This window comes from Rhizobium sp. M1, assembly GCF_002531805.1.
GTDB lineage: Bacteria > Pseudomonadota > Alphaproteobacteria > Rhizobiales > Rhizobiaceae > Rhizobium > Rhizobium etli_C.
Map to the genome: position 1 here is coordinate 177,195 of NZ_NWSW01000006.1, position 16,485 is coordinate 193,679.

Sequence of the window (16,485 nt, forward strand, 5' to 3'; positions counted from 1 at the left end):
CGCTGACAGAGGAAACGGGAATGCCGAAATCGACCGGCCTCGGTTTGGCCGAACAACAGCCGCCGTCCCCGGACAATGCCTCCGTCTGGGCGGTGATCCGCGCCGAGGCGGCCGAACTTGCCGTGCGCGAGCCGATCTTGCGACGGCTGCTGGCCACAGAGGTAACGGATGCCATCGGCAACAATGAAATCATCGCCCGGGTGCTGGCGGCGCGGCTTTCGGTAACGCAGGTGGAAACAGGCAATCTGTTCGATCTTATCCTCTCCACCCTCACCGACGATATCATGCGGAAGATCGAGGCCGATCTCGCAGCCGTGCGCGAGCGCGACCCGGCCTGCACGACGTTCCTGCACGCGCTCCTCAACCTTAAGGGTTTTCATGCGCTGCAGACGCACCGCATCGCCCACGCGCTCTGGAATGCCGGCCGGCCGGAAATCGCCACCTGGCTCGCCAATCTTGCCTCGCTGGTCTTCGGCCCGGATATCCATCCGGCCGCACGGATCGGCGCTTCCATCATGCTCGATCATGGCTCGGGCATTGTCATCGGCGAAACCGCAGTGATCGAGGACGAAGTATCGATCCTGCAGAATGTGACGCTCGGCGGCACCGGCAAGGAAACCGGGGACCGCCACCCGAAGATCCGCCACGGCGTGATGATCGGCGCCGGCGCCAAGATTCTCGGCAATATCGAAATCGGCGCTTTCAGCAAGATCGCCGCCGGCAGCGTCGTGCTGAAGCCGGTTCCCGAACATTGCACGGTCGCCGGCGTGCCGGCCACGGTCGTGCGCATTCACCGCGCCGATGAAATCCCGGCCGAAACGATGGATCAGAATATCTAGATGTTTCGCTACGCCGCCTGCTGACTTTCCCAGAAGGCTTCGACGCGGTTGCGGCCTTCGCGCTTCGAGCGATAGAGCGCTTCATCCGCCTTGTGGACCAACCGCTCGAAATCCCCGTCGCTTTGTGCGCGCGTGGCGACACCGATGCTCAGCGTCGGAAAGACGGCCAGATCCGGCTGTTGCATGACGGCGGCTGCGAAAGTGAGACGAATGCGCTCGGCGATCGCTACCGCCTCTTCTTGGGAAGCCTTTTTCAGCACCGCCAGGAACTCATCGCCGCCTTGCCGGGCGAGCAGATCATGGGGCTGCATGATGTTTCTCGAAACATTGACAAAGAGCCGCAGGATCTCGTCGCCGGCGGCGTGGCCGTGCCTATCGTTCAGCTGTTTGAAATGGTCGATATCGATGATCAGCAGCGAAACCGGCTGAGAGCCGAGAGCGGGCAAACGCCGGGCAAGTCCCCCGCGATTGAGGGCACCGGTCAGCGGATCGTGATGGGCGAGTTCGGTCAGCTGATTTCGGCTACGCTCGGCCGCCATCAGCACCATCGCCATGCTGCGCAGCATGATGAAGGCGACGGCCGACACCGCCATCCAGCTATGAGCCGCGCTGGCGCCGAAAGGATCCGGCCCGCCGATCTCGCCGGTTGCCGCAAGAATGCTGCGCGCGGCAAAAATCATCGCTGTGCAAATGTAAAGACCGACAAGCAGGGCTGCCGAATACAGCCTTTCGCGCCGGACGATGCTGACGGCTTCCCTCGCAATGGCAAGATCGCAGAGGCAGCAGATGACGGAGACATAGAGGAGCCTTGCCGATACCGCGGTGGGGTCGCTGACGATAAGCACGACAGGCACGCTGACGAGGAGGATCGCAAGCCAGAAATAGCGTTGGTCGAGACCCCGTCCGGAAAAGATGCGCACGGCAAAGAACATCAGCATGTAGCCAGCGATGGTGACGATATTGCCGCCGTCGACCGAAACCGAATAGGGAACGATACCGCGCAGCGCGACGAGGAAGGATCCGACGCCGACAAGCAGGTTGCTTAAACCCCAGCAGAGCGGCCACCTGTCGAAGCGGCCAGTGGCATAGGCTGCAAGCTGGAGAATGCCCAGCACGAAACAGCTCACGGCAACAATAAAATAGATCGTCCTGAGATCCAGCAGCATGACGCTTTCCCGAAATTCTCGCGGACCCTACAGGAAGCCTTTTGCGGTTTGATTGGAGGCTTTGCTAAAAATTTATCGATCACCGTTTTTTCAAGCGGCCCGCACCGCGCCGATGATATCCGCCAGCAGGCCGTGCAGCAGATCCCTGTAGCCGTTTCGCGCCGAGGGGCCGCTCTCCTCGGAAGTCATGACGACCGTCAGGTCGAGCGACGGCACGATATAGAGCATCTGACCGCCGTAACCCCAGGCAAAATGCACCTGCTCGCCGCCGATCTGCCGGGTGAACCAGCCATAGCCGTATTCATCGCCGGAGAAGCGTGAGTTGGTCCGATGCTGCCATGACTGGGAAATCCAGTCCCCGGGGACGACCTGGCGGCCTTCGGCGGTCTTGCCGCCGTTGCGATAGAGTTCGCCGAAGGCAAGCAAGGAGCGCGCGCTCATCGCCATCTGATTGCCGCCGAGATAGATGCCCTGCGGATCCTGCTCCCATGCACCGATGCGAAAACCCTCGACCGGGCCGAGCCAATCGCGCGCCAACGCCAGCGTCGAGCGGCGGCCGACCCTGGTGAGAATGGCCGAAAGCAGATGCGTGGATGCGGTGGAATAGAGCATTTCGCCGCCGGGCCGGTCGACGAAAGGCTGCGAAAGCGCAAAACGAACCCAGTTGCGCGAGGAGACCCAGCGGCCGTAATTCGGTCCGGACATGCGATCGAGCCCCGTCTGCATGGAGAGAAGATTGCCGATGGTGATGTCGTTGAGACGCGGATCCGGTGATTCAGGCAGATCGGCTTTCAGGATCGGCGCGATCTTCTGATCGGGGCCCTCAAGCAGGCCTTTGCCGATAGCGATGCCGACAAGCGCCGAAACGATCGCTTTCGAAGCGGATTTGATATTGGCCGATTCCGCCGGAGAATGTCCGCGGAAGCCGCGTTCGGCAAGCACGCGTCCGCCGCGCGCGACGATCACCGTTTTGAGCGGCCGCATCGCCGGGTCGCTGGCCGCCCGATCGAGACGTGGACCAAGCCCGGTGACGGCGCGGGCCGTGCTCTGGGCGGCAGCCGGCGCCGCTGCGGCAAGCGACAGAAAAAAGAAAAACAGCAGCGAGAGAGCGCGGACCATGCGGGGCAAGATAAGGTATTGCCGCGACAGGGTCGCGGGCCGACCGCATTTTTCACGCGATTGTGTTGCCAGTGCACCGGTGGCTGCGGTGCCCGCTTCGCCCACGCCGCCGTGCGGTAAGACAATCCGCGCCGCGACCACGCCAGGCCCGCCTGCCTGCATGGTCAAGCGGCGCGGATATTGCCGGCCGGAGGAAGGATGTCCGACCCCGGCCAGCCGATGGGCTAGGCGGCGCGGCGAACCGGCGCGCCGGTCAGCAGGCGCCCGGACGGGACGATCATGCCGGCCGCGCCGTCAAGCCAGCCTTCCGTAAGCTCGAGCGCAAGAAAGCGCGAGCGTTCGAACGGACCCGGCATGACGAGATGGCGAGCCTTTTCGGCAAAGAAGCCGAAACGCTCGTAATAGGCGGCGTCGCCGACGAGCAGGACGGCGCCATGGCCGCGGTTCTTTGCTTCGAGGATCGCTGCACGCATCAGCGCCGCGCCGATGCCCTTGCCGCCGTGACGGGAATCGACGGCGAGCGGACCGAGCAGCAGCGCGTTGATCGGCGTGCCTGCATCGTTGACGCCGGCCTCGACGTTCCAGAGCCGCACCGTGCCGATGACATGACCGTCGCGGTCACGCGCGACCAGCGCCAGGCCCTCGGCCGGAACACGGTTGCGGCGGATCTTCTCCGACGACTTCTTGCGGCGATCCGGCCCCATGACGCGGTCGAGCAGGTTTTCACGGGCAACGACATCCGACGGATTTTCGGCGTCGATGGCGAAGGTGGTGGGCGCAAAGAATGCGCGGACAGAATCAAGAACAGCGGCCATCTTGGCCTCCCGTACCCAATACCGTTATCAGCGGCGATGAAGGAAAATTGTGAAGTTGCCGCCCCGGCTGGTTACGGGGCCGGCGGAAACGACCTTAGATGACGTAGGCCTTCAGCGGCTCGAAACCGTTGAAAGCGACCGCCGAATAGGTCGTCGTATAGGCGCCGGTGCCTTCGATCAGGACCTCGTCGCCGATCGAAAGGGAGATCGGCAGCGGATAGAGGTTCTTCTCGTAGAGCACGTCGGCCGAATCGCAGGTCGGGCCGGCGATGACGCAGGGCTCCATCTCGTCGCCGTCGTGCTCCGTGCGGATCGGATAGCGGATGGCTTCGTCCATCGTCTCGGCGAGACCGCCGAACTTGCCGATGTCGAGGAAGACCCAGCGGGCATCGTCATTGTCCGACTTCTTCGAAATCAGAACGACTTCAGCCTTGATGACGCCGGCATTGCCGACCATGCCGCGGCCCGGCTCGATGATCGTCTGCGGGATCTGGTTGCCGAAATGCGTGCGCAGCGCCTGGTAGATCGACTTGCCGTAAGCTTCTGCGGACGGAACGTCGCGCAGATACTTGGTCGGGAAGCCACCGCCCATGTTGACCATCTGCAGGTGGATGCCCTGCTTGGCAAGCGAGACGAAGACGCGCTTGGCATCGGCAAGTGCCGAATCCCAGGCATCGACCTTGGTCATCTGCGAACCGACATGGAACGAGACACCGTAGGACTGCAGGCCGAGCTGATGGGCGTAGACGAGAACGTCGACGGCCATCTGCGGAACGCAGCCGAACTTGCGCGACAGCGGCCATTCGGCGCCTTCGCCATCGGTCAGCACGCGGCAGAAGACGCGGGCGCCGGGAGCGGCGCGCGAGATCTTCTCGACTTCCTCGTGGCTGTCGACCGCAAAGAGGCTGACGCCAAGCGCATGCGCGCGGGCGACGTCGCGTTCCTTCTTGATCGTGTTGCCGAAGGAGATGCGGGCAGCGGTCGCGCCGGCTTCGAGCGCCATTTCGATTTCGGCAACGGATGCGCAATCGAAATTGGAGCCGAGGCCTGCGAGCAGCTTCAGCACCTCAGGAGCCGGGTTGGCCTTGACGGCGTAGTAGATGGCGCTGTCCGGCATCGCGTGACGGAAGGCGTGGAAATTGTCGCGAACGACGTCGAGGTCGACCACGAGGCAGGGACCGTCGGGACGTCGGGTTGCGAGAAAGTCGCGGATGCGCTGGGTGGTCATATCGATTCCCTCTTCCAATTCCAGAGCTCCGGCATGAACCGGAGGACAAAGGGCATACGAGAACTCGCATTGGAACCAGCCGGTGGAGACCCCGGAACCATAGCAAGCGCTCGATGCGCGGATAGTGAACCAACGCCGCGGACGCGGTGTAAGTTCGGCTTTGTCTGCCATGGATTGGAGGGAGAATCCCAACCGCACTTCCGGCAATGATGGTGTGCCTCTTCAGTAACCCCCGCTGATGGAAAGCAGGGAGAGAACAAAAAGGCCCGCACCGTCGTTGCTTCAGGCGTCCTCGCATTTTCCGGTTGGCCGGAATAGCGACTGGAGGGGTTAATTCCAGGTACCTTACCGATTTCCTCACCAATTCGAGGGTTCGGCGGACACCCATGGGCACGTGCGACTTTGGGCTGAGGTGGAAATAAGAATATTCGCCTTCACAATCAAGCGTTTTTTTGATCTGGAGGTCAAAAAAATAATTGAACAGGTCGGGCCAATTTGTTCAATGTTTCGAAACAGCTTGGGGAAGCGCCATGGACACTCTGACCCGCATACGCGCCTTCATCGATGTCGTCGAGGCCGAAGGCTTTTCCGCCGCCGCACGGCGCACCGGCCGCTCGAAGGCGCTGCTTTCCAAATATGTGCGCGAACTGGAAGACGAACTCGGCGCTCTGCTGCTCGACCGCACCACCCGGCAGTTCTCGATGACCGAAGCCGGCCACACCTATTACCGCAGCGCCTCCGATATTCTGAAGGAGATCGACAATCTTGCCGATCTCGTGCGCGAAAACAACGCCCAGTTGAAGGGACGGCTGCGCATCTCGGTGCCCCGCACCTTCGTCGACGCCGACGTCGGCCAGTCGCTGATCGATTTTGCCGCCGAGAACCCGGACCTTTCGCTGGAGATCGCCGCCGATGACCGATTCGTCGACCTGATCGAGGAAGGCTTCGACGTGGCGATCCGGATTTCCAAGCTCGAAGATTCCGGCATGATCGCCCGCAAGATCTCCGATTTCCGCGTCCATCTCTGCGCCACCCCGGATTTTATCGAGCGCCATCCCGATCTTGAGCATCCGAGCGACATCTCCAATGTCCCCTTCATCGTCGATACCAATTCGCGCACCCAGGGGAGCATTCGCTTCTACAACCCCGATAACACAACCTTCACCGTCGCCGTCTCCGGGCCGATAGAGGTCAACAGTCCGCATGCGACATTGCGCGCCGCCCTCGCCGGCATCGGCATCGCTCTCATCCCCGATTTCGTCGCCCGCAAGCCGATCGAGAGCGGCGAACTGCTGACGCTGTTTAACGATTACATCCCGACCGACCGCGGCATCTATGCCGTCTACCCGCACCGGCGCTACCTGCCGGCCAAGGTGAGGATCTTCGTCGACTACCTGCACAACTGGTTCAAGAAGCATCCGTGAGGCTGGGCCGAAAGAACCCGCCCGACTGGGCGATCGGACGTCGACGATCGGCATCGGCCGCAAGCCGGTCCCAATTCCGTCCCAATTTCTGGCAAGAACTCGGGTCGAGCGAATAAGGCAGCGGGACGCATGAAAAAATCCATACCATTGATAGCCGCGCTTCTTTCGCTGGCGCCGGCCGCCGCCCTTGCGCATCCGCATATCTTCGTGGAGGCGCGGCTCGAAGTCGTCGCCGGCGCCGACGGCAGCATCGAGGAACTGCGTAATGTCTGGCGCTTCGACGAGGTCTTCTCCTCCTCGGTCGTCATGGATTTCGACAAGAACACCGATCTGAAGCTGGAGCCGAACGAACTCGCGCAGGTCGGGAAAACGGTGAAGCAGTCGCTTGCCGATTACGACTACTACATGAATCTGACGGTCAACGGGAAGAACGTCACCGTCCAGCAGCCTGACATCATCCATGTCGATTATAAGAACGGCCAGCTCCTGATGTTCTTCGCGGTCAAGCCGGCGGAGAAGATGCCACTCAAGGGCAGGCTCACTTTCGGCGTCTACGACCCGACGCTCTATACGTCGATCGACTTTCCGACCGACAACGAACTCTCCACGGTCGGCGACAACTTCAAGGCCTGCAAACACCAGGTGGTGAGACCGGATGCCGACGAGGTGATCTCGCAAAACAAGCAGTCGCTGACGGATGCCTTCTTCAACGATCCGACCGGCACCAACATGTCCAAGCTCTTCGCCACGCGGCTGGAGATCACATGTTGATGAAACGCCCCCTCATCCTTTCCGCAGCACTGCTTGCGCTCGTGACGGCGGCAAGCCTTGCCCACGCGCAATCGCCGCTCGGCATCGGTACGGCCGAACCGAGTTTTCAACCGACCGGCGGGCCGTTCGCACCGCTTCTGCTCTATGTGAACTATGAGCAGCAGGCCTTCTACCGGGCGCTGACGGATGCCTTGAAGGGCATGCGCGAGGATCCGTGGCAGCTGACATCGCTGATCGGTCTTTCCTTCGCCTACGGCGTCTTCCATGCCGCCGGCCCCGGCCACGGCAAGGCGGTCATCTCCTCCTACATGATCGCCAACGAGGTCGAGCTGAAGCGCGGCGTGGTGATTTCCTTCATTTCGGCCTTCATCCAGGGGGTCGTCGCCGTCGCCCTGGTCGGCGGCGCCTGGCTGGTGCTGCGCGGCACCGGCATCACGCTGACGGCCGCGACCCATGCGATGGAAATCGCAAGCTTCGTCATGGTCATCCTCTTCGGCGGCTGGCTGCTGTTTCGCAAACTGCGCTCGATGGCGGGCAATTTGCCGCGCCGCCGGCTGATGGCCACCTCCGCCGGTCCGGTCAGCATGATGCTCGATTGGAAGGACAACGCCGCCGAACGCCAGGCCTATGCCTTCAATGGCAAGGCGCAGGCCGTGGACGCCGGCCACACCTTCGTTCCGGGCATGGTCTGCGAGACCTGCGGCAATGCACATGTGCCGGATCCGGCCCTGCTCGCCGGCGACAAGTTCAGCGTCCGCGAAGCCTGGTCGGCGATCGTGGCCGTCGGCCTCCGCCCGTGCTCCGGTGCGCTTCTGGTCATGACCTTTTCGCTGCTGAACGGTCTCTATCTCGGCGGCATGCTGTCGGTCGCCGCCATGTCGCTCGGCACGGCAATCACCGTGTCGCTGCTTGCCACTCTCGCCGTCACCGCCAAGGGTGCTGCCATCCGCCTCTCCGGGCGCGGCTCGACCGCCTCGGTCTGGATCGGCAACGCCATCGAAATCCTCGGCGCCCTGCTGGTCATCCTGATGGGCGTCCTGCTGCTCGGCGCCTCCCTGCAAGGCTGACCTTATTTTTCTCGGCCGCGCTGGTAACGCGCCCTGAGCCAGAAGACCGCGAAAAACGCCATGATCAGGCAGACGCCGACGGCAATTCCCAGCACCGGCGAGAAATTGCCGATCCATAAAACGATGGTCGGCAGAAAATAGATGACGAGGCCGGCGCCGAGCAGGATGATGGCGGCGGCAGTCGCCTGCGAGCGGCTCTCGGGGGTCACGCGAGCCTTTCCTTCTCCAGATCGGCACGAATGTCGTGCAGGCGTCGGATCTGTTTGCCGGCGACGTCGAAATTATCGGGCGAAAGCCAGGCCTCGAAAGCATCGTTGATCAGCGGCCAATCGGCATCGATCATCGAGAACCAGGCGGTGTCGCGGTTGCGATGCTTGGAGATCATGTGCTGACGGAACACCCCTTCGAAGCTGAAGCCGTACCGCACCGCCGTCGTCTTGCTCGCCTCGTTGTTATTGTCGCATTTCCATTCGTAGCGGCGGTAGCCGAGATCTTCGAAGACATGTTTGGCCATCAGGTAGTGCGCCTCGGTGGACAGCGGCGAACGGCTCATATCGGACCCATGCGCCACGCCGCCGATCTCGACGACACCATTTGCCGGGTCGGCGCGCATATAGTTCGCCATGCCGACAATCTTGCCGCTGGCGTTGTCGCGGAAGATATGAGTGAGCCAGCCCGACTTGGTGTGGACGGCCTCCAGCCAGTTGGCGAAATCTTCGATACCGGAGAAATCGTCCTGCGCGAAATAAAGCAGCAGCGGGTTGATGCCCATGCCGCCGAGCCCGTCCCACAACGCCTCGAGATGTTCCGCGCGCCGATAGGGCTCGACAGTGACGAAACGGCCCTTCAGCGTGACCGGCTTCGGCGCCGGGCAGCCCTTGAAATTTGCAAGATCGCGCATGTTTCACTCCCCTTGTCTAGGAGTGGATAGGCCAGCCGCCCGACAAAGGCAACCGGCCGAGATGTTACTGTGACAAGGTGGTCTTGGCGGACGACACCGTCGCCTCGATATGGTCGACCAGCTGGTCGGCGAGACCGAGCCGGCCGGCAAGCAGATCGAGGTAGCCGCGTTCGGCGCGCGAATCCGGATCGATGGTGAGCCGCGAGGCGGTGTAGAGCTCGACGCGCTGCTCTTCCGTGACCGCCGCGGCGACGAGCGCATCGATATCCGTCGGCGACGCGAGTTCGCGCTCGATGAAGGCGGCGGCCTCGCCACTGACGTCGGCGGCGCTGATCTTGTCCATGATGAGCGCACGTTCGGCGGCGTCGATATGGCCGTCCGCTTTGGCGGCGGCGATCATCGCGCGGATCAGGACCAGCACAAATTCGTTGCTGCCGGCCGGTGAGGCCGGTCCGAAACCGGATTCGGCCGGCGGCGGCAGAAGTACCGGATTGTTTGCCGAGGGTGCATCCGAGGGGGCTGCGGGCGCCTGCCCCGCCTGATAATTCTTGTAGGCCTGGTAACCAAGGCCGGCAATGGCGGCAAGACCGCCGATCGCCAGGGCATTGCCGGCAATACTGCGGCCGGTCTTGGTGCCGAGAAGCGCGGCGGCGATCGCACCGGTCTTCATCGGATTGTTCTTTGCCGTCTGGACGGCATCGCCGGCCCTGTCGCGGACCGAACCACCGAGACCCGGCACCTGCGAACCCAAGAACTGGTCGAGAAGCTTCTTTGCGTCGAACATTCCTCGTCATCTCCCTGTTTGAAGCTGGAGGAGTACATAGGTTTGCGACGGTTGAAATACAAATGTGAGGGCTCGCCGAGAGGCGCACCCCCTCTGCCCTGCCGTGCAACTCCCCCACAAGGAGGGAGATTGGCTGGGCGTGAGGGCTTCCCCAAACAACTGACAGCCACGATGGGGAGGAAAGGCTAACCTCCTGCCGATCTCACCCCTTGTGGGGGAGATGTCCGGCAGGACAGAGGGGGGTTCACACCCACCCTAAGAAAATACGATCTCAGGCCTTCAGCGCCGCTGCTTCCGCCGCGAGCTTGGTAATGCCTGCCCAATCGCCGGCAGCGACCAGTTCCTTCGGCGCCACCCAGGAACCGCCGACGCAGATGACGTTCGGCAGCGACAGGTAATCATTGGCGTTCTTCAGCGAAATGCCGCCGGTCGGGCAAAACAGCGTGCCGGCAAGGGGTGAGGAAAGCGCCTTGAGGAAGGCGGCGCCGCCGGCCTGCTCGGCAGGGAAGAACTTCAGCACCTGGTAACCTTCTTCGCGCAGCGCCATGACTTCGCTGGCAGTCGCAGCGCCCGGAAGCAGCGGCACATCGGAATCGGCGGCAGCATCGAGCAGCTCCTGCGTCGTGCCCGGGCTGACGATGAACTTCGAACCGGCCTCGACGGCGGCCTGCCAATGGGCGGCATTCAGGATCGTGCCGGCGCCGACTTCAGCGCCCTCGACCTCGGCAGCGACGGCCCGCACCGCCTCAAGGGCCGCCGGCGTGCGCATGGTGATCTCGATTGCCTTCAGGCCGCCGGCGACGAGCGCGCGGGCCAGCGGCACTGCCGACTTGGCATCATCGACGATCAGGACGGGGACGACCGGCTGGAGTTTCAGGATGGAAAGGAGTTTTTCTGTTTTCTCGCCCATGGTCGCGCGACCTCCTTGAAACGATTGAAATTGCATCCCGAATAACGCCCCCGCCGACCCTTGTCGAGATAAAACCCGGTCGCATGAGAAGATGGGTAGGAAATGCGTGGAAATTGGTCTACCGTGCGACGATCGTCACAAAAGGTTCACTGACATGGCGAAAGAGATCGAGCGGAAGTTTCTGGTACGCAGCGATGGATGGCGATCCGCCGTCGAGACGAAATCCGTGCTCAAGCAGGGTTACATCGCCTCAATGGACGACCGCTCCGTCCGGGTGCGCACGCTCGACGGCCGGAAGGCGAAGCTGACGATCAAGATTGGCCGCAGCGCCATCACCCGCGACGAATTCGAATTTGACATCCCGATTGCCGATGCCGAAGAACTGTTGGAAAATGCGATCGGCATCGTCATCGAAAAAACGCGTTACCGCGTTCCGCATCAAGGTTTCGTCTGGGAGGTCGACGTCTTTGCCGGCGAGCATCGCGGATTGGTGATCGCCGAGGTCGAAATGACGTCGGAAACCGACGACCCGACCCTGCCCAGCTGGCTTGGCCGCGAAGTGACTGGCGATTTCCGCTATTCCAACCAGGCCCTCGCCACAGAATACGGGCATGACAGGCATGGCCTATCGCATTCGGCCTAACGCCGATTTCACCGAGGCGTTCCGCGACGTCGCGACCGAGCAGCTGGAAAGCGCTATCGCGGTCCTTGAGGAGCGGCCGGACGGCGCGCATGAGGCGATCCACTCCTTCCGCAAGAATCTGAAGCGGTTGCGCTCGCTCTACCGGCTCGTCGCGCGCGACGTGCCGGATTTTCAGGACCGCGAAAATGCAAGGCTGCGCGATGCCGCAGGCTCGCTGTCGGCAATCCGCGACGCCGCCGCCCTCATCGGCACGGCGCAATATCTGCAGCATTCAGCCCGCGGAAAAGAAGAGGGGGAAGCGCTCGGACGGATCGTCACCGTTCTCGAAGGCCGCCGTGACTGGATGGCGGAGGCCGAAAGCGGCCTGGAGCAGCGGCTCGCGGAAACCTCGGACGTTCTGAAGGAAGCGATCGCCGCACTCGATACAGTCTCATTTGATAGCGGTCATCGCAAGAATGCCCGCATGCTGGCGAAGAGCTGGCGCCGCACCGCGCGAAAGGCCGGGACCGCGCTGGCCGCCTGCCACGGCGAGGCGTCGGCCGACGATTTCCATGTTCTGCGCAAACGCACCTACGATTATCGACTCTATCACGCCCTGTTGCGCGATATCTGGCCGGGCGCGATGAAGGCCAAACGCGATGCGGCCAAGGAGCTCGTCGAGGATCTCGGCCATATTCACGACCTGGCAGTGCTCTGCGAACTGGTGGAAGCCGAGCCGCAACTCTTCACCCGCAATGACGATCTGGCGCATCTGCTCGACGCCATCATCTTCCGCCAGCAGGAAGACCGGCGGCAGGCGCTTGTCAAAGCCGAAGCCGTTTTCGCCGATGATCCTGATGACGAAGCGCAGCGCATCGAACTGCTCTGGCTGACGGCCGCAAATTGAGCGGCGGCGTCATTATTTCGATTGCGCCAGCGCCTCTGAAATGTCGAAAGAAGCCCATTGACCTCAACCAGACTTGAGGTCCTACCCTCCGGCAGTCGCGACCAAGCAGACCTGACCGCGAGGAAAAAATGATTTGCCGTAAATGCTGCAATGCCAAAGCTGCTCGGGCTCTACGAGACCCATCTGACCGTTGCCGACCTCAACACGTCCACGGATTTCTACCGGGATGTCGTCGGGCTCGAACCGGCGGCGTCATTCGAGGAGCGCAAAGTCGCTTTCCTCTGGGTGGACGACAGGAAGACCGGCATGCTCGGCCTTTGGGAAACCGGAACCGGACCCCTGAGGATGCGGCTGCACATTGCCTTCCGCATGACTGTCGAAGGCGTGCTGCAGGCGCTCGCCGCTCTCAAGGCAAAGGGTGTCGAACCTCTCGGCTTCACCGGCGAACCGGCGGCGGAGCCGGTGGTTCTCGGCTGGATGCCGGCCCTGTCGATCTATTTCAAGGATCCGGATGGGCACTCGATCGAGTTCATCAGCATTCTCGACGACACTCCCGACCGAAGCTTCGGCGTGCGGCCGTTTTCGGAATGGAAGGCGAAAGCATAATCGGTAATCGTCAAAGCCGCTACCGGCGAAGGCAATTGCGCGAGCCGCCGATTTTCTGTATTTCCCGCGCATGACCGACAGCCTGACACACCCCGGCCCGTTCCTCGTAGCGGCGCTCTACCATTTCGTTTCCGTACCGCGCTTTGCCAGCCTGCAAGCGCCGCTGCAGACGCTTTGCGAAGAGAACGGCGTCAAGGGAACGCTGCTTCTGGCGCATGAGGGCATCAACGGGACGATCGCGGGACCGGATGCCGGCATTGGCGCCGTGCTCGCCTTCCTGCATGCCCAGCCGGAATTTTCGAGCCTGGAGCACAAGGAAAGCCGCGCGTCGAAGATGCCTTTCCTGCGCCTGAAGGTGAAGCTGAAAAAGGAAATCGTCACCATGGGCGTCGAAGACATCGACCCCAACAAGGTGGTCGGCACCTATGTGGCGCCTCAGGACTGGAACGCGCTGATTTCCGATCCCGATACGATCGTCATCGATACCCGCAACGATTACGAGACGGCGATCGGCACCTTTCGCGGCGCACTCGACCCGAAGACGAAGACGTTCCGCGAATTTCCGGATTGGGTGCGTCAGAATACCGGCCTGCACAACAAGCCGAAGATCGCCATGTACTGCACCGGCGGCATACGCTGCGAGAAGGCCACGGCCTTCATGAAGGCTGAGGGCTTCGACGAGGTCTACCATCTGAAGGGCGGCATCCTGAAATATCTGGAGGACGTGCCGCCGGAGGAAAGCCTCTGGGACGGCGCCTGCTTCGTCTTCGATGAGCGTGTGTCCGTCGAACACGGCCTGAAAGAAGGTGAGCACCGGCTGTGCCACGCCTGCCGCAACCCGATCACTTCAGAGGAAATCACCTCGCCGCTCTACGAAGAAGGCGTTTCCTGCAGCCACTGCTATCACACGCGCACGGAGGAAGACCGGCTGCGCTACCGTCAGCGGCAGCATCAGATCGCGCTGGCAAAAAAACGCGGCCAGCGGCATATCGGCAGCTGACCCGTTGCCGTTGGACGGGCTTGCTATCCGCAAATGTCGTCGTCAGGCCGCGCCGAGACGGCGCTGGGCCGATGGCTCCGCGGCGCGCAGCTCGTTGAGCATGTCGGTAATTCGCTCGGCCACCATCGGCTTTCCGAACAGATAACCTTGCAGACAGTCGCAGCCGAACAGGCGCATGGCGACTGCCTGCCCCTCGGTCTCGATGCCTTCGGCCGTCACCGGAATATCGAGCGAGCGGGCAAGCGCCACCGTCGCCTGCAGCATTTCGCGCTGGCGTTTGTCCTCGTTGACGCCCATGACCAGCGAGCGGTCGATCTTGATGCGGTCGAAGCCGAACTGCCTGAGATAACCGATCGAGGAGAAGCCGGAACCGAAGTCGTCGAGCGCCACTTTGACCCCCAGCCCCTTCAGCCGTTCGATCGACTGGCGGGTCCGCTGCGGATTCTGGATCATGTAACCTTCGGTGATCTCCAGCGTGATGCGGCTGGCCTCGATCTCCGTCTGTTTCAACACGTAGCGCACATAGTCGGTGAAGGCGGGATTACGGAACTGTCCGGGCGAGACGTTGACCGAGACATTGAGTTCCGGCCATTGCTTGGCCGTCTCGCAGGCTTTGCGCAGCACAAACAGGCCGAGCGATTCGATGAGGCCGCTGGTCTCGGCGATCGGAATGAATACCTCGGGCGAAACAGGGCCGTGGCCCGGACGGTTCCAGCGCACCAGCGCCTCGACGCCGGTCAGCGCCTGCGTGGCTGCATCGACCAGTGGCTGATAGGCAAGCGTCAGGTCGCCGCTTTCGATGGCGATTCTGAGATCGAGCTCCAGCGCATTGCGCTGCTCGCGGTCCGCATCCATCGACGGATCGTAGAGCGTCATGCGTGCGCGACCGGCCTCCTTGGCCTTATACATGGCAAGATCGGAGCGGCGCACCAGCTCTTCGCGGTCGATTGCGCCGGCAGGCGACATGGCGATGCCGATGCTGGCGCCGACGACGACGACGCGGCGACCGATCTCCAGCGGATCGACCAGAAAATCGAGGATCTGCTCGGAAAGCTGCAGCGCGGCGGCATTCTCGCCGTCGGAGAGAAAGGCGATCGCAAATTCATCGCCGCCGATGCGGGCGAGAACCGCGCCTTGCGGGATCAACACCTTGAGCCCGGCCGCGACCGCGCGGATCAACTGGTCGCCGGTGCCGTGTCCATAGCTGTCATTGACTTCCTTGAAACCGTCGAGGTCGAGATAGAGGAGGAGCACATTGCGCTTGCTCTGGCGGGCTTCGGCGACGAAACGGTCGACGGCCAGCCCGAGACCGTCGCGATTGGAGAGCCCGCTCAGCCTGTCGCGCAGCGCCTCCTCGCGGGCGCTGTTCTCCTCCGCCTTCAGGCGGCGGCCGGCGAGCCAGCCGATGGCCAGCAGCACCACGAAAAACAAGCCGACCAGACCGAGAGCCTCGATGACCATCGGGCGCACCTGCGCATAGGCGATATTCCCCGGTGCGCGCGAGGTCCAGACGAGCTTGCCGAGCGTTGCCCCCATCGGATCGACGATAGGCACGAGATACTCGGCTTCGAAGGTCGGTGGCGCCAGCCGCAGGCCGCCGATGACATAGGTCTGACCGAGCGCGCTCACCCTGTCGTCATCGAGATGCCGGGCGAAAATAAGATAGCGATGTTGACCGGCCGGCACATCGAGTGCCCCGGATTTTTGCCGCACCAGCGCCACGCCGGCAGCGGCAATCCCCCGTTTGGTGCGAACGAAACTAACGGCCTGAGGCCTATCGGCCGGGCCGGCCGCCTTCACCGTGTCGAGCAGCTTCCAGAGAGACGGCGCGAAGAAATCTGCGAGCGGCTCCTCCATCGGCTTGCCGTCGCGATAGGCTATGATCGACTTCTTCGCGTCATCGATGACGATCGCCATATCGAAAAGCGAGCTATTGACCGACATCTCGCCGTAGTTGCTGACCGTCCACGCCATTCCATCGGCTGCATAGACGTTGGCGGCGGCATCGTCCCAGGCGGCATAATCGTCGAGCGTCGCACCGAGCTGATCCTCGAAGGTCTTCAACGCGCCGATCGTCGTTTCACGCGAGCGCGCGTCATCAAGGACATTGGCATTTTCAGCCACGCGTTCGATTGCCGTCAGCACCATGATGGTGGCAACCGCAACGATGAAAGCAAAGGAGAAGAGGACAGCCGTGACGGTGATGTGACGGCCTATTCCCGATCCCTTACCCTGCAACCTTCCGAGTATCTGCATTACCGCTCCCTGACCATCGGACTTTGCCAGCCAAGGGTTCAGAAACGTTTAAGCAACCGCCTGTTGCAGA

17 protein-coding genes are annotated in these 16,485 nt (G+C 62.3%); 8 read left to right on the forward strand and 9 right to left on the reverse strand.

Annotated features, from left to right (window positions below):
• Nucleotides 1-20 precede the first annotated feature (20 nt).
• Nucleotides 21-839, forward strand: coding sequence for a serine O-acetyltransferase (gene cysE, locus CO655_RS06965; protein WP_097664249.1), 819 nt, complete (start codon nucleotides 21-23; stop codon nucleotides 837-839).
• An 8-nt stretch (nucleotides 840-847) separates the two neighbouring features.
• Here cysE and CO655_RS06970 read toward each other — a convergent pair whose 3' ends face one another.
• The 4 genes from CO655_RS06970 to odc2 all read right to left on the reverse strand — a co-directional run bounded on the left by CO655_RS06970 (nucleotide 848) and on the right by odc2 (nucleotide 5,167).
• Nucleotides 848-2,005 carry a GGDEF domain-containing protein gene (locus CO655_RS06970; protein WP_097664192.1) on the reverse strand — a complete coding sequence of 386 codons (1,158 nt, stop codon included), beginning with the start codon at nucleotides 2,003-2,005 and terminating at the stop codon, nucleotides 848-850.
• Nucleotides 2,006-2,095: 90 nt separating this feature from the next.
• Entirely contained in the window at nucleotides 2,096-3,124 is a 1,029-nt protein-coding gene (locus CO655_RS06975; RefSeq protein WP_097664193.1) for a serine hydrolase, read from the reverse strand.
• A gap of 224 nt (nucleotides 3,125-3,348) precedes the next feature.
• The gene (locus tag CO655_RS06980) at nucleotides 3,349-3,939 is read right to left on the reverse strand and encodes an N-acetyltransferase (RefSeq protein ID WP_097664194.1); all 591 of its coding nucleotides are present in this window, start codon (nucleotides 3,937-3,939) and stop codon (nucleotides 3,349-3,351) included.
• Between the two features lie 94 nt (nucleotides 3,940-4,033).
• Nucleotides 4,034-5,167 carry an ornithine/lysine decarboxylase gene (gene odc2 / locus CO655_RS06985; protein ID WP_038691369.1) on the reverse strand — a complete coding sequence of 378 codons (1,134 nt, stop codon included), beginning with the start codon at nucleotides 5,165-5,167 and terminating at the stop codon, nucleotides 4,034-4,036.
• A gap of 530 nt (nucleotides 5,168-5,697) precedes the next feature.
• On the opposite strand from odc2, the gene CO655_RS06990 reads away from it, so the two are divergent.
• The 3 genes from CO655_RS06990 (at nucleotide 5,698) to CO655_RS07000 (ending at nucleotide 8,429) form a co-directional block, all read left to right on the forward strand.
• Nucleotides 5,698-6,591 (forward strand): LysR family transcriptional regulator, encoded by an 894-nt coding sequence (locus tag CO655_RS06990; RefSeq protein WP_097664195.1) that lies wholly within the window; start codon nucleotides 5,698-5,700, stop codon nucleotides 6,589-6,591.
• Nucleotides 6,592-6,720: 129 nt separating this feature from the next.
• Nucleotides 6,721-7,362, forward strand: a complete 642-nt coding sequence (locus CO655_RS06995) for a DUF1007 family protein (protein ID WP_097603894.1) — start codon at nucleotides 6,721-6,723, stop codon at nucleotides 7,360-7,362.
• Nucleotides 7,356-8,429 (forward strand): nickel/cobalt transporter, encoded by a 1,074-nt coding sequence (locus CO655_RS07000; protein WP_097664196.1) that lies wholly within the window; start codon nucleotides 7,356-7,358, stop codon nucleotides 8,427-8,429. The genes CO655_RS06995 and CO655_RS07000 overlap by 7 nt, the downstream gene beginning before the upstream one ends.
• A gap of 2 nt (nucleotides 8,430-8,431) precedes the next feature.
• Here the strand turns inward: CO655_RS07000 and CO655_RS07005 are convergent, their stop codons facing one another.
• From CO655_RS07005 to CO655_RS07020, 4 genes are all read right to left on the reverse strand, one after another.
• A complete protein-coding gene (locus CO655_RS07005; RefSeq protein ID WP_010029726.1) occupies nucleotides 8,432-8,638 on the reverse strand; it encodes a hypothetical protein in 207 nt (68 codons plus the stop codon).
• Nucleotides 8,635-9,330 carry a GNAT family protein gene (locus CO655_RS07010; RefSeq protein WP_097603891.1) on the reverse strand — a complete coding sequence of 232 codons (696 nt, stop codon included), beginning with the start codon at nucleotides 9,328-9,330 and terminating at the stop codon, nucleotides 8,635-8,637. Before CO655_RS07010 ends, CO655_RS07005 begins: the two co-directional genes overlap by 4 nt.
• Nucleotides 9,331-9,394: 64 nt before the next feature.
• Nucleotides 9,395-10,114 carry a tellurite resistance TerB family protein gene (locus CO655_RS07015; protein WP_097664197.1) on the reverse strand — a complete coding sequence of 240 codons (720 nt, stop codon included), beginning with the start codon at nucleotides 10,112-10,114 and terminating at the stop codon, nucleotides 9,395-9,397.
• A 271-nt stretch (nucleotides 10,115-10,385) separates the two neighbouring features.
• On the reverse strand, nucleotides 10,386-11,024 hold the full coding sequence (locus CO655_RS07020) for a 2-dehydro-3-deoxy-phosphogluconate aldolase (RefSeq protein WP_097580438.1): 639 nt from the start codon (nucleotides 11,022-11,024) through the stop codon (nucleotides 10,386-10,388).
• Between the two features lie 154 nt (nucleotides 11,025-11,178).
• On the opposite strand from CO655_RS07020, the gene CO655_RS07025 reads away from it, so the two are divergent.
• The 4 genes from CO655_RS07025 to CO655_RS07040 all read left to right on the forward strand — a co-directional run bounded on the left by CO655_RS07025 (nucleotide 11,179) and on the right by CO655_RS07040 (nucleotide 14,159).
• Nucleotides 11,179-11,667, forward strand: coding sequence for a CYTH domain-containing protein (locus CO655_RS07025; protein ID WP_097603889.1), 489 nt, complete (start codon nucleotides 11,179-11,181; stop codon nucleotides 11,665-11,667).
• Nucleotides 11,645-12,553, forward strand: coding sequence for a CHAD domain-containing protein (locus tag CO655_RS07030; RefSeq protein WP_097603888.1), 909 nt, complete (start codon nucleotides 11,645-11,647; stop codon nucleotides 12,551-12,553). Before CO655_RS07025 ends, CO655_RS07030 begins: the two co-directional genes overlap by 23 nt.
• Before the next feature lie 150 nt (nucleotides 12,554-12,703).
• Entirely contained in the window at nucleotides 12,704-13,159 is a 456-nt protein-coding gene (locus CO655_RS07035; protein WP_097664198.1) for a VOC family protein, read from the forward strand.
• A gap of 70 nt (nucleotides 13,160-13,229) precedes the next feature.
• Nucleotides 13,230-14,159, forward strand: a complete 930-nt coding sequence (locus CO655_RS07040) for a rhodanese-related sulfurtransferase (protein WP_097664199.1) — start codon at nucleotides 13,230-13,232, stop codon at nucleotides 14,157-14,159.
• A 42-nt stretch (nucleotides 14,160-14,201) separates the two neighbouring features.
• Here the strand turns inward: CO655_RS07040 and CO655_RS07045 are convergent, their stop codons facing one another.
• Nucleotides 14,202-16,415, reverse strand: coding sequence for an EAL domain-containing protein (locus CO655_RS07045; RefSeq protein ID WP_097664200.1), 2,214 nt, complete (start codon nucleotides 16,413-16,415; stop codon nucleotides 14,202-14,204).
• Nucleotides 16,416-16,485 lie beyond the last annotated feature (70 nt).

What these genes read in the sequence shown, in the direction of transcription:
- CO655_RS07010 (WP_097603891.1), bottom strand. Translation starts at nt 9,330, where the DNA reads ATGCGCGATCTTGCAAATTTCAAGGGCTGCCCGGCGCCGAAGCCGGTC.
- CO655_RS07030 (WP_097603888.1), top strand. Translation starts at nt 11,645, where the DNA reads ATGGCCTATCGCATTCGGCCTAACGCCGATTTCACCGAGGCGTTCCGC.
- odc2 (WP_038691369.1), bottom strand. Translation starts at nt 5,167, where the DNA reads ATGACCACCCAGCGCATCCGCGACTTTCTCGCAACCCGACGTCCCGAC.
- CO655_RS06970 (WP_097664192.1), bottom strand. Translation starts at nt 2,005, where the DNA reads ATGCTGCTGGATCTCAGGACGATCTATTTTATTGTTGCCGTGAGCTGT.
- CO655_RS06975 (WP_097664193.1), bottom strand. Translation starts at nt 3,124, where the DNA reads ATGGTCCGCGCTCTCTCGCTGCTGTTTTTCTTTTTTCTGTCGCTTGCC.
- CO655_RS07015 (WP_097664197.1), bottom strand. Translation starts at nt 10,114, where the DNA reads ATGTTCGACGCAAAGAAGCTTCTCGACCAGTTCTTGGGTTCGCAGGTG.
- CO655_RS07025 (WP_097603889.1), top strand. Translation starts at nt 11,179, where the DNA reads ATGGCGAAAGAGATCGAGCGGAAGTTTCTGGTACGCAGCGATGGATGG.
- cysE (WP_097664249.1), top strand. Translation starts at nt 21, where the DNA reads ATGCCGAAATCGACCGGCCTCGGTTTGGCCGAACAACAGCCGCCGTCC.
- CO655_RS06980 (WP_097664194.1), bottom strand. Translation starts at nt 3,939, where the DNA reads ATGGCCGCTGTTCTTGATTCTGTCCGCGCATTCTTTGCGCCCACCACC.
- CO655_RS07045 (WP_097664200.1), bottom strand. Translation starts at nt 16,415, where the DNA reads ATGCAGATACTCGGAAGGTTGCAGGGTAAGGGATCGGGAATAGGCCGT.
- CO655_RS07040 (WP_097664199.1), top strand. Translation starts at nt 13,230, where the DNA reads ATGACCGACAGCCTGACACACCCCGGCCCGTTCCTCGTAGCGGCGCTC.
- CO655_RS06995 (WP_097603894.1), top strand. Translation starts at nt 6,721, where the DNA reads ATGAAAAAATCCATACCATTGATAGCCGCGCTTCTTTCGCTGGCGCCG.
- CO655_RS06990 (WP_097664195.1), top strand. Translation starts at nt 5,698, where the DNA reads ATGGACACTCTGACCCGCATACGCGCCTTCATCGATGTCGTCGAGGCC.
- CO655_RS07020 (WP_097580438.1), bottom strand. Translation starts at nt 11,024, where the DNA reads ATGGGCGAGAAAACAGAAAAACTCCTTTCCATCCTGAAACTCCAGCCG.
- CO655_RS07000 (WP_097664196.1), top strand. Translation starts at nt 7,356, where the DNA reads ATGTTGATGAAACGCCCCCTCATCCTTTCCGCAGCACTGCTTGCGCTC.
- CO655_RS07035 (WP_097664198.1), top strand. Translation starts at nt 12,704, where the DNA reads ATGCCAAAGCTGCTCGGGCTCTACGAGACCCATCTGACCGTTGCCGAC.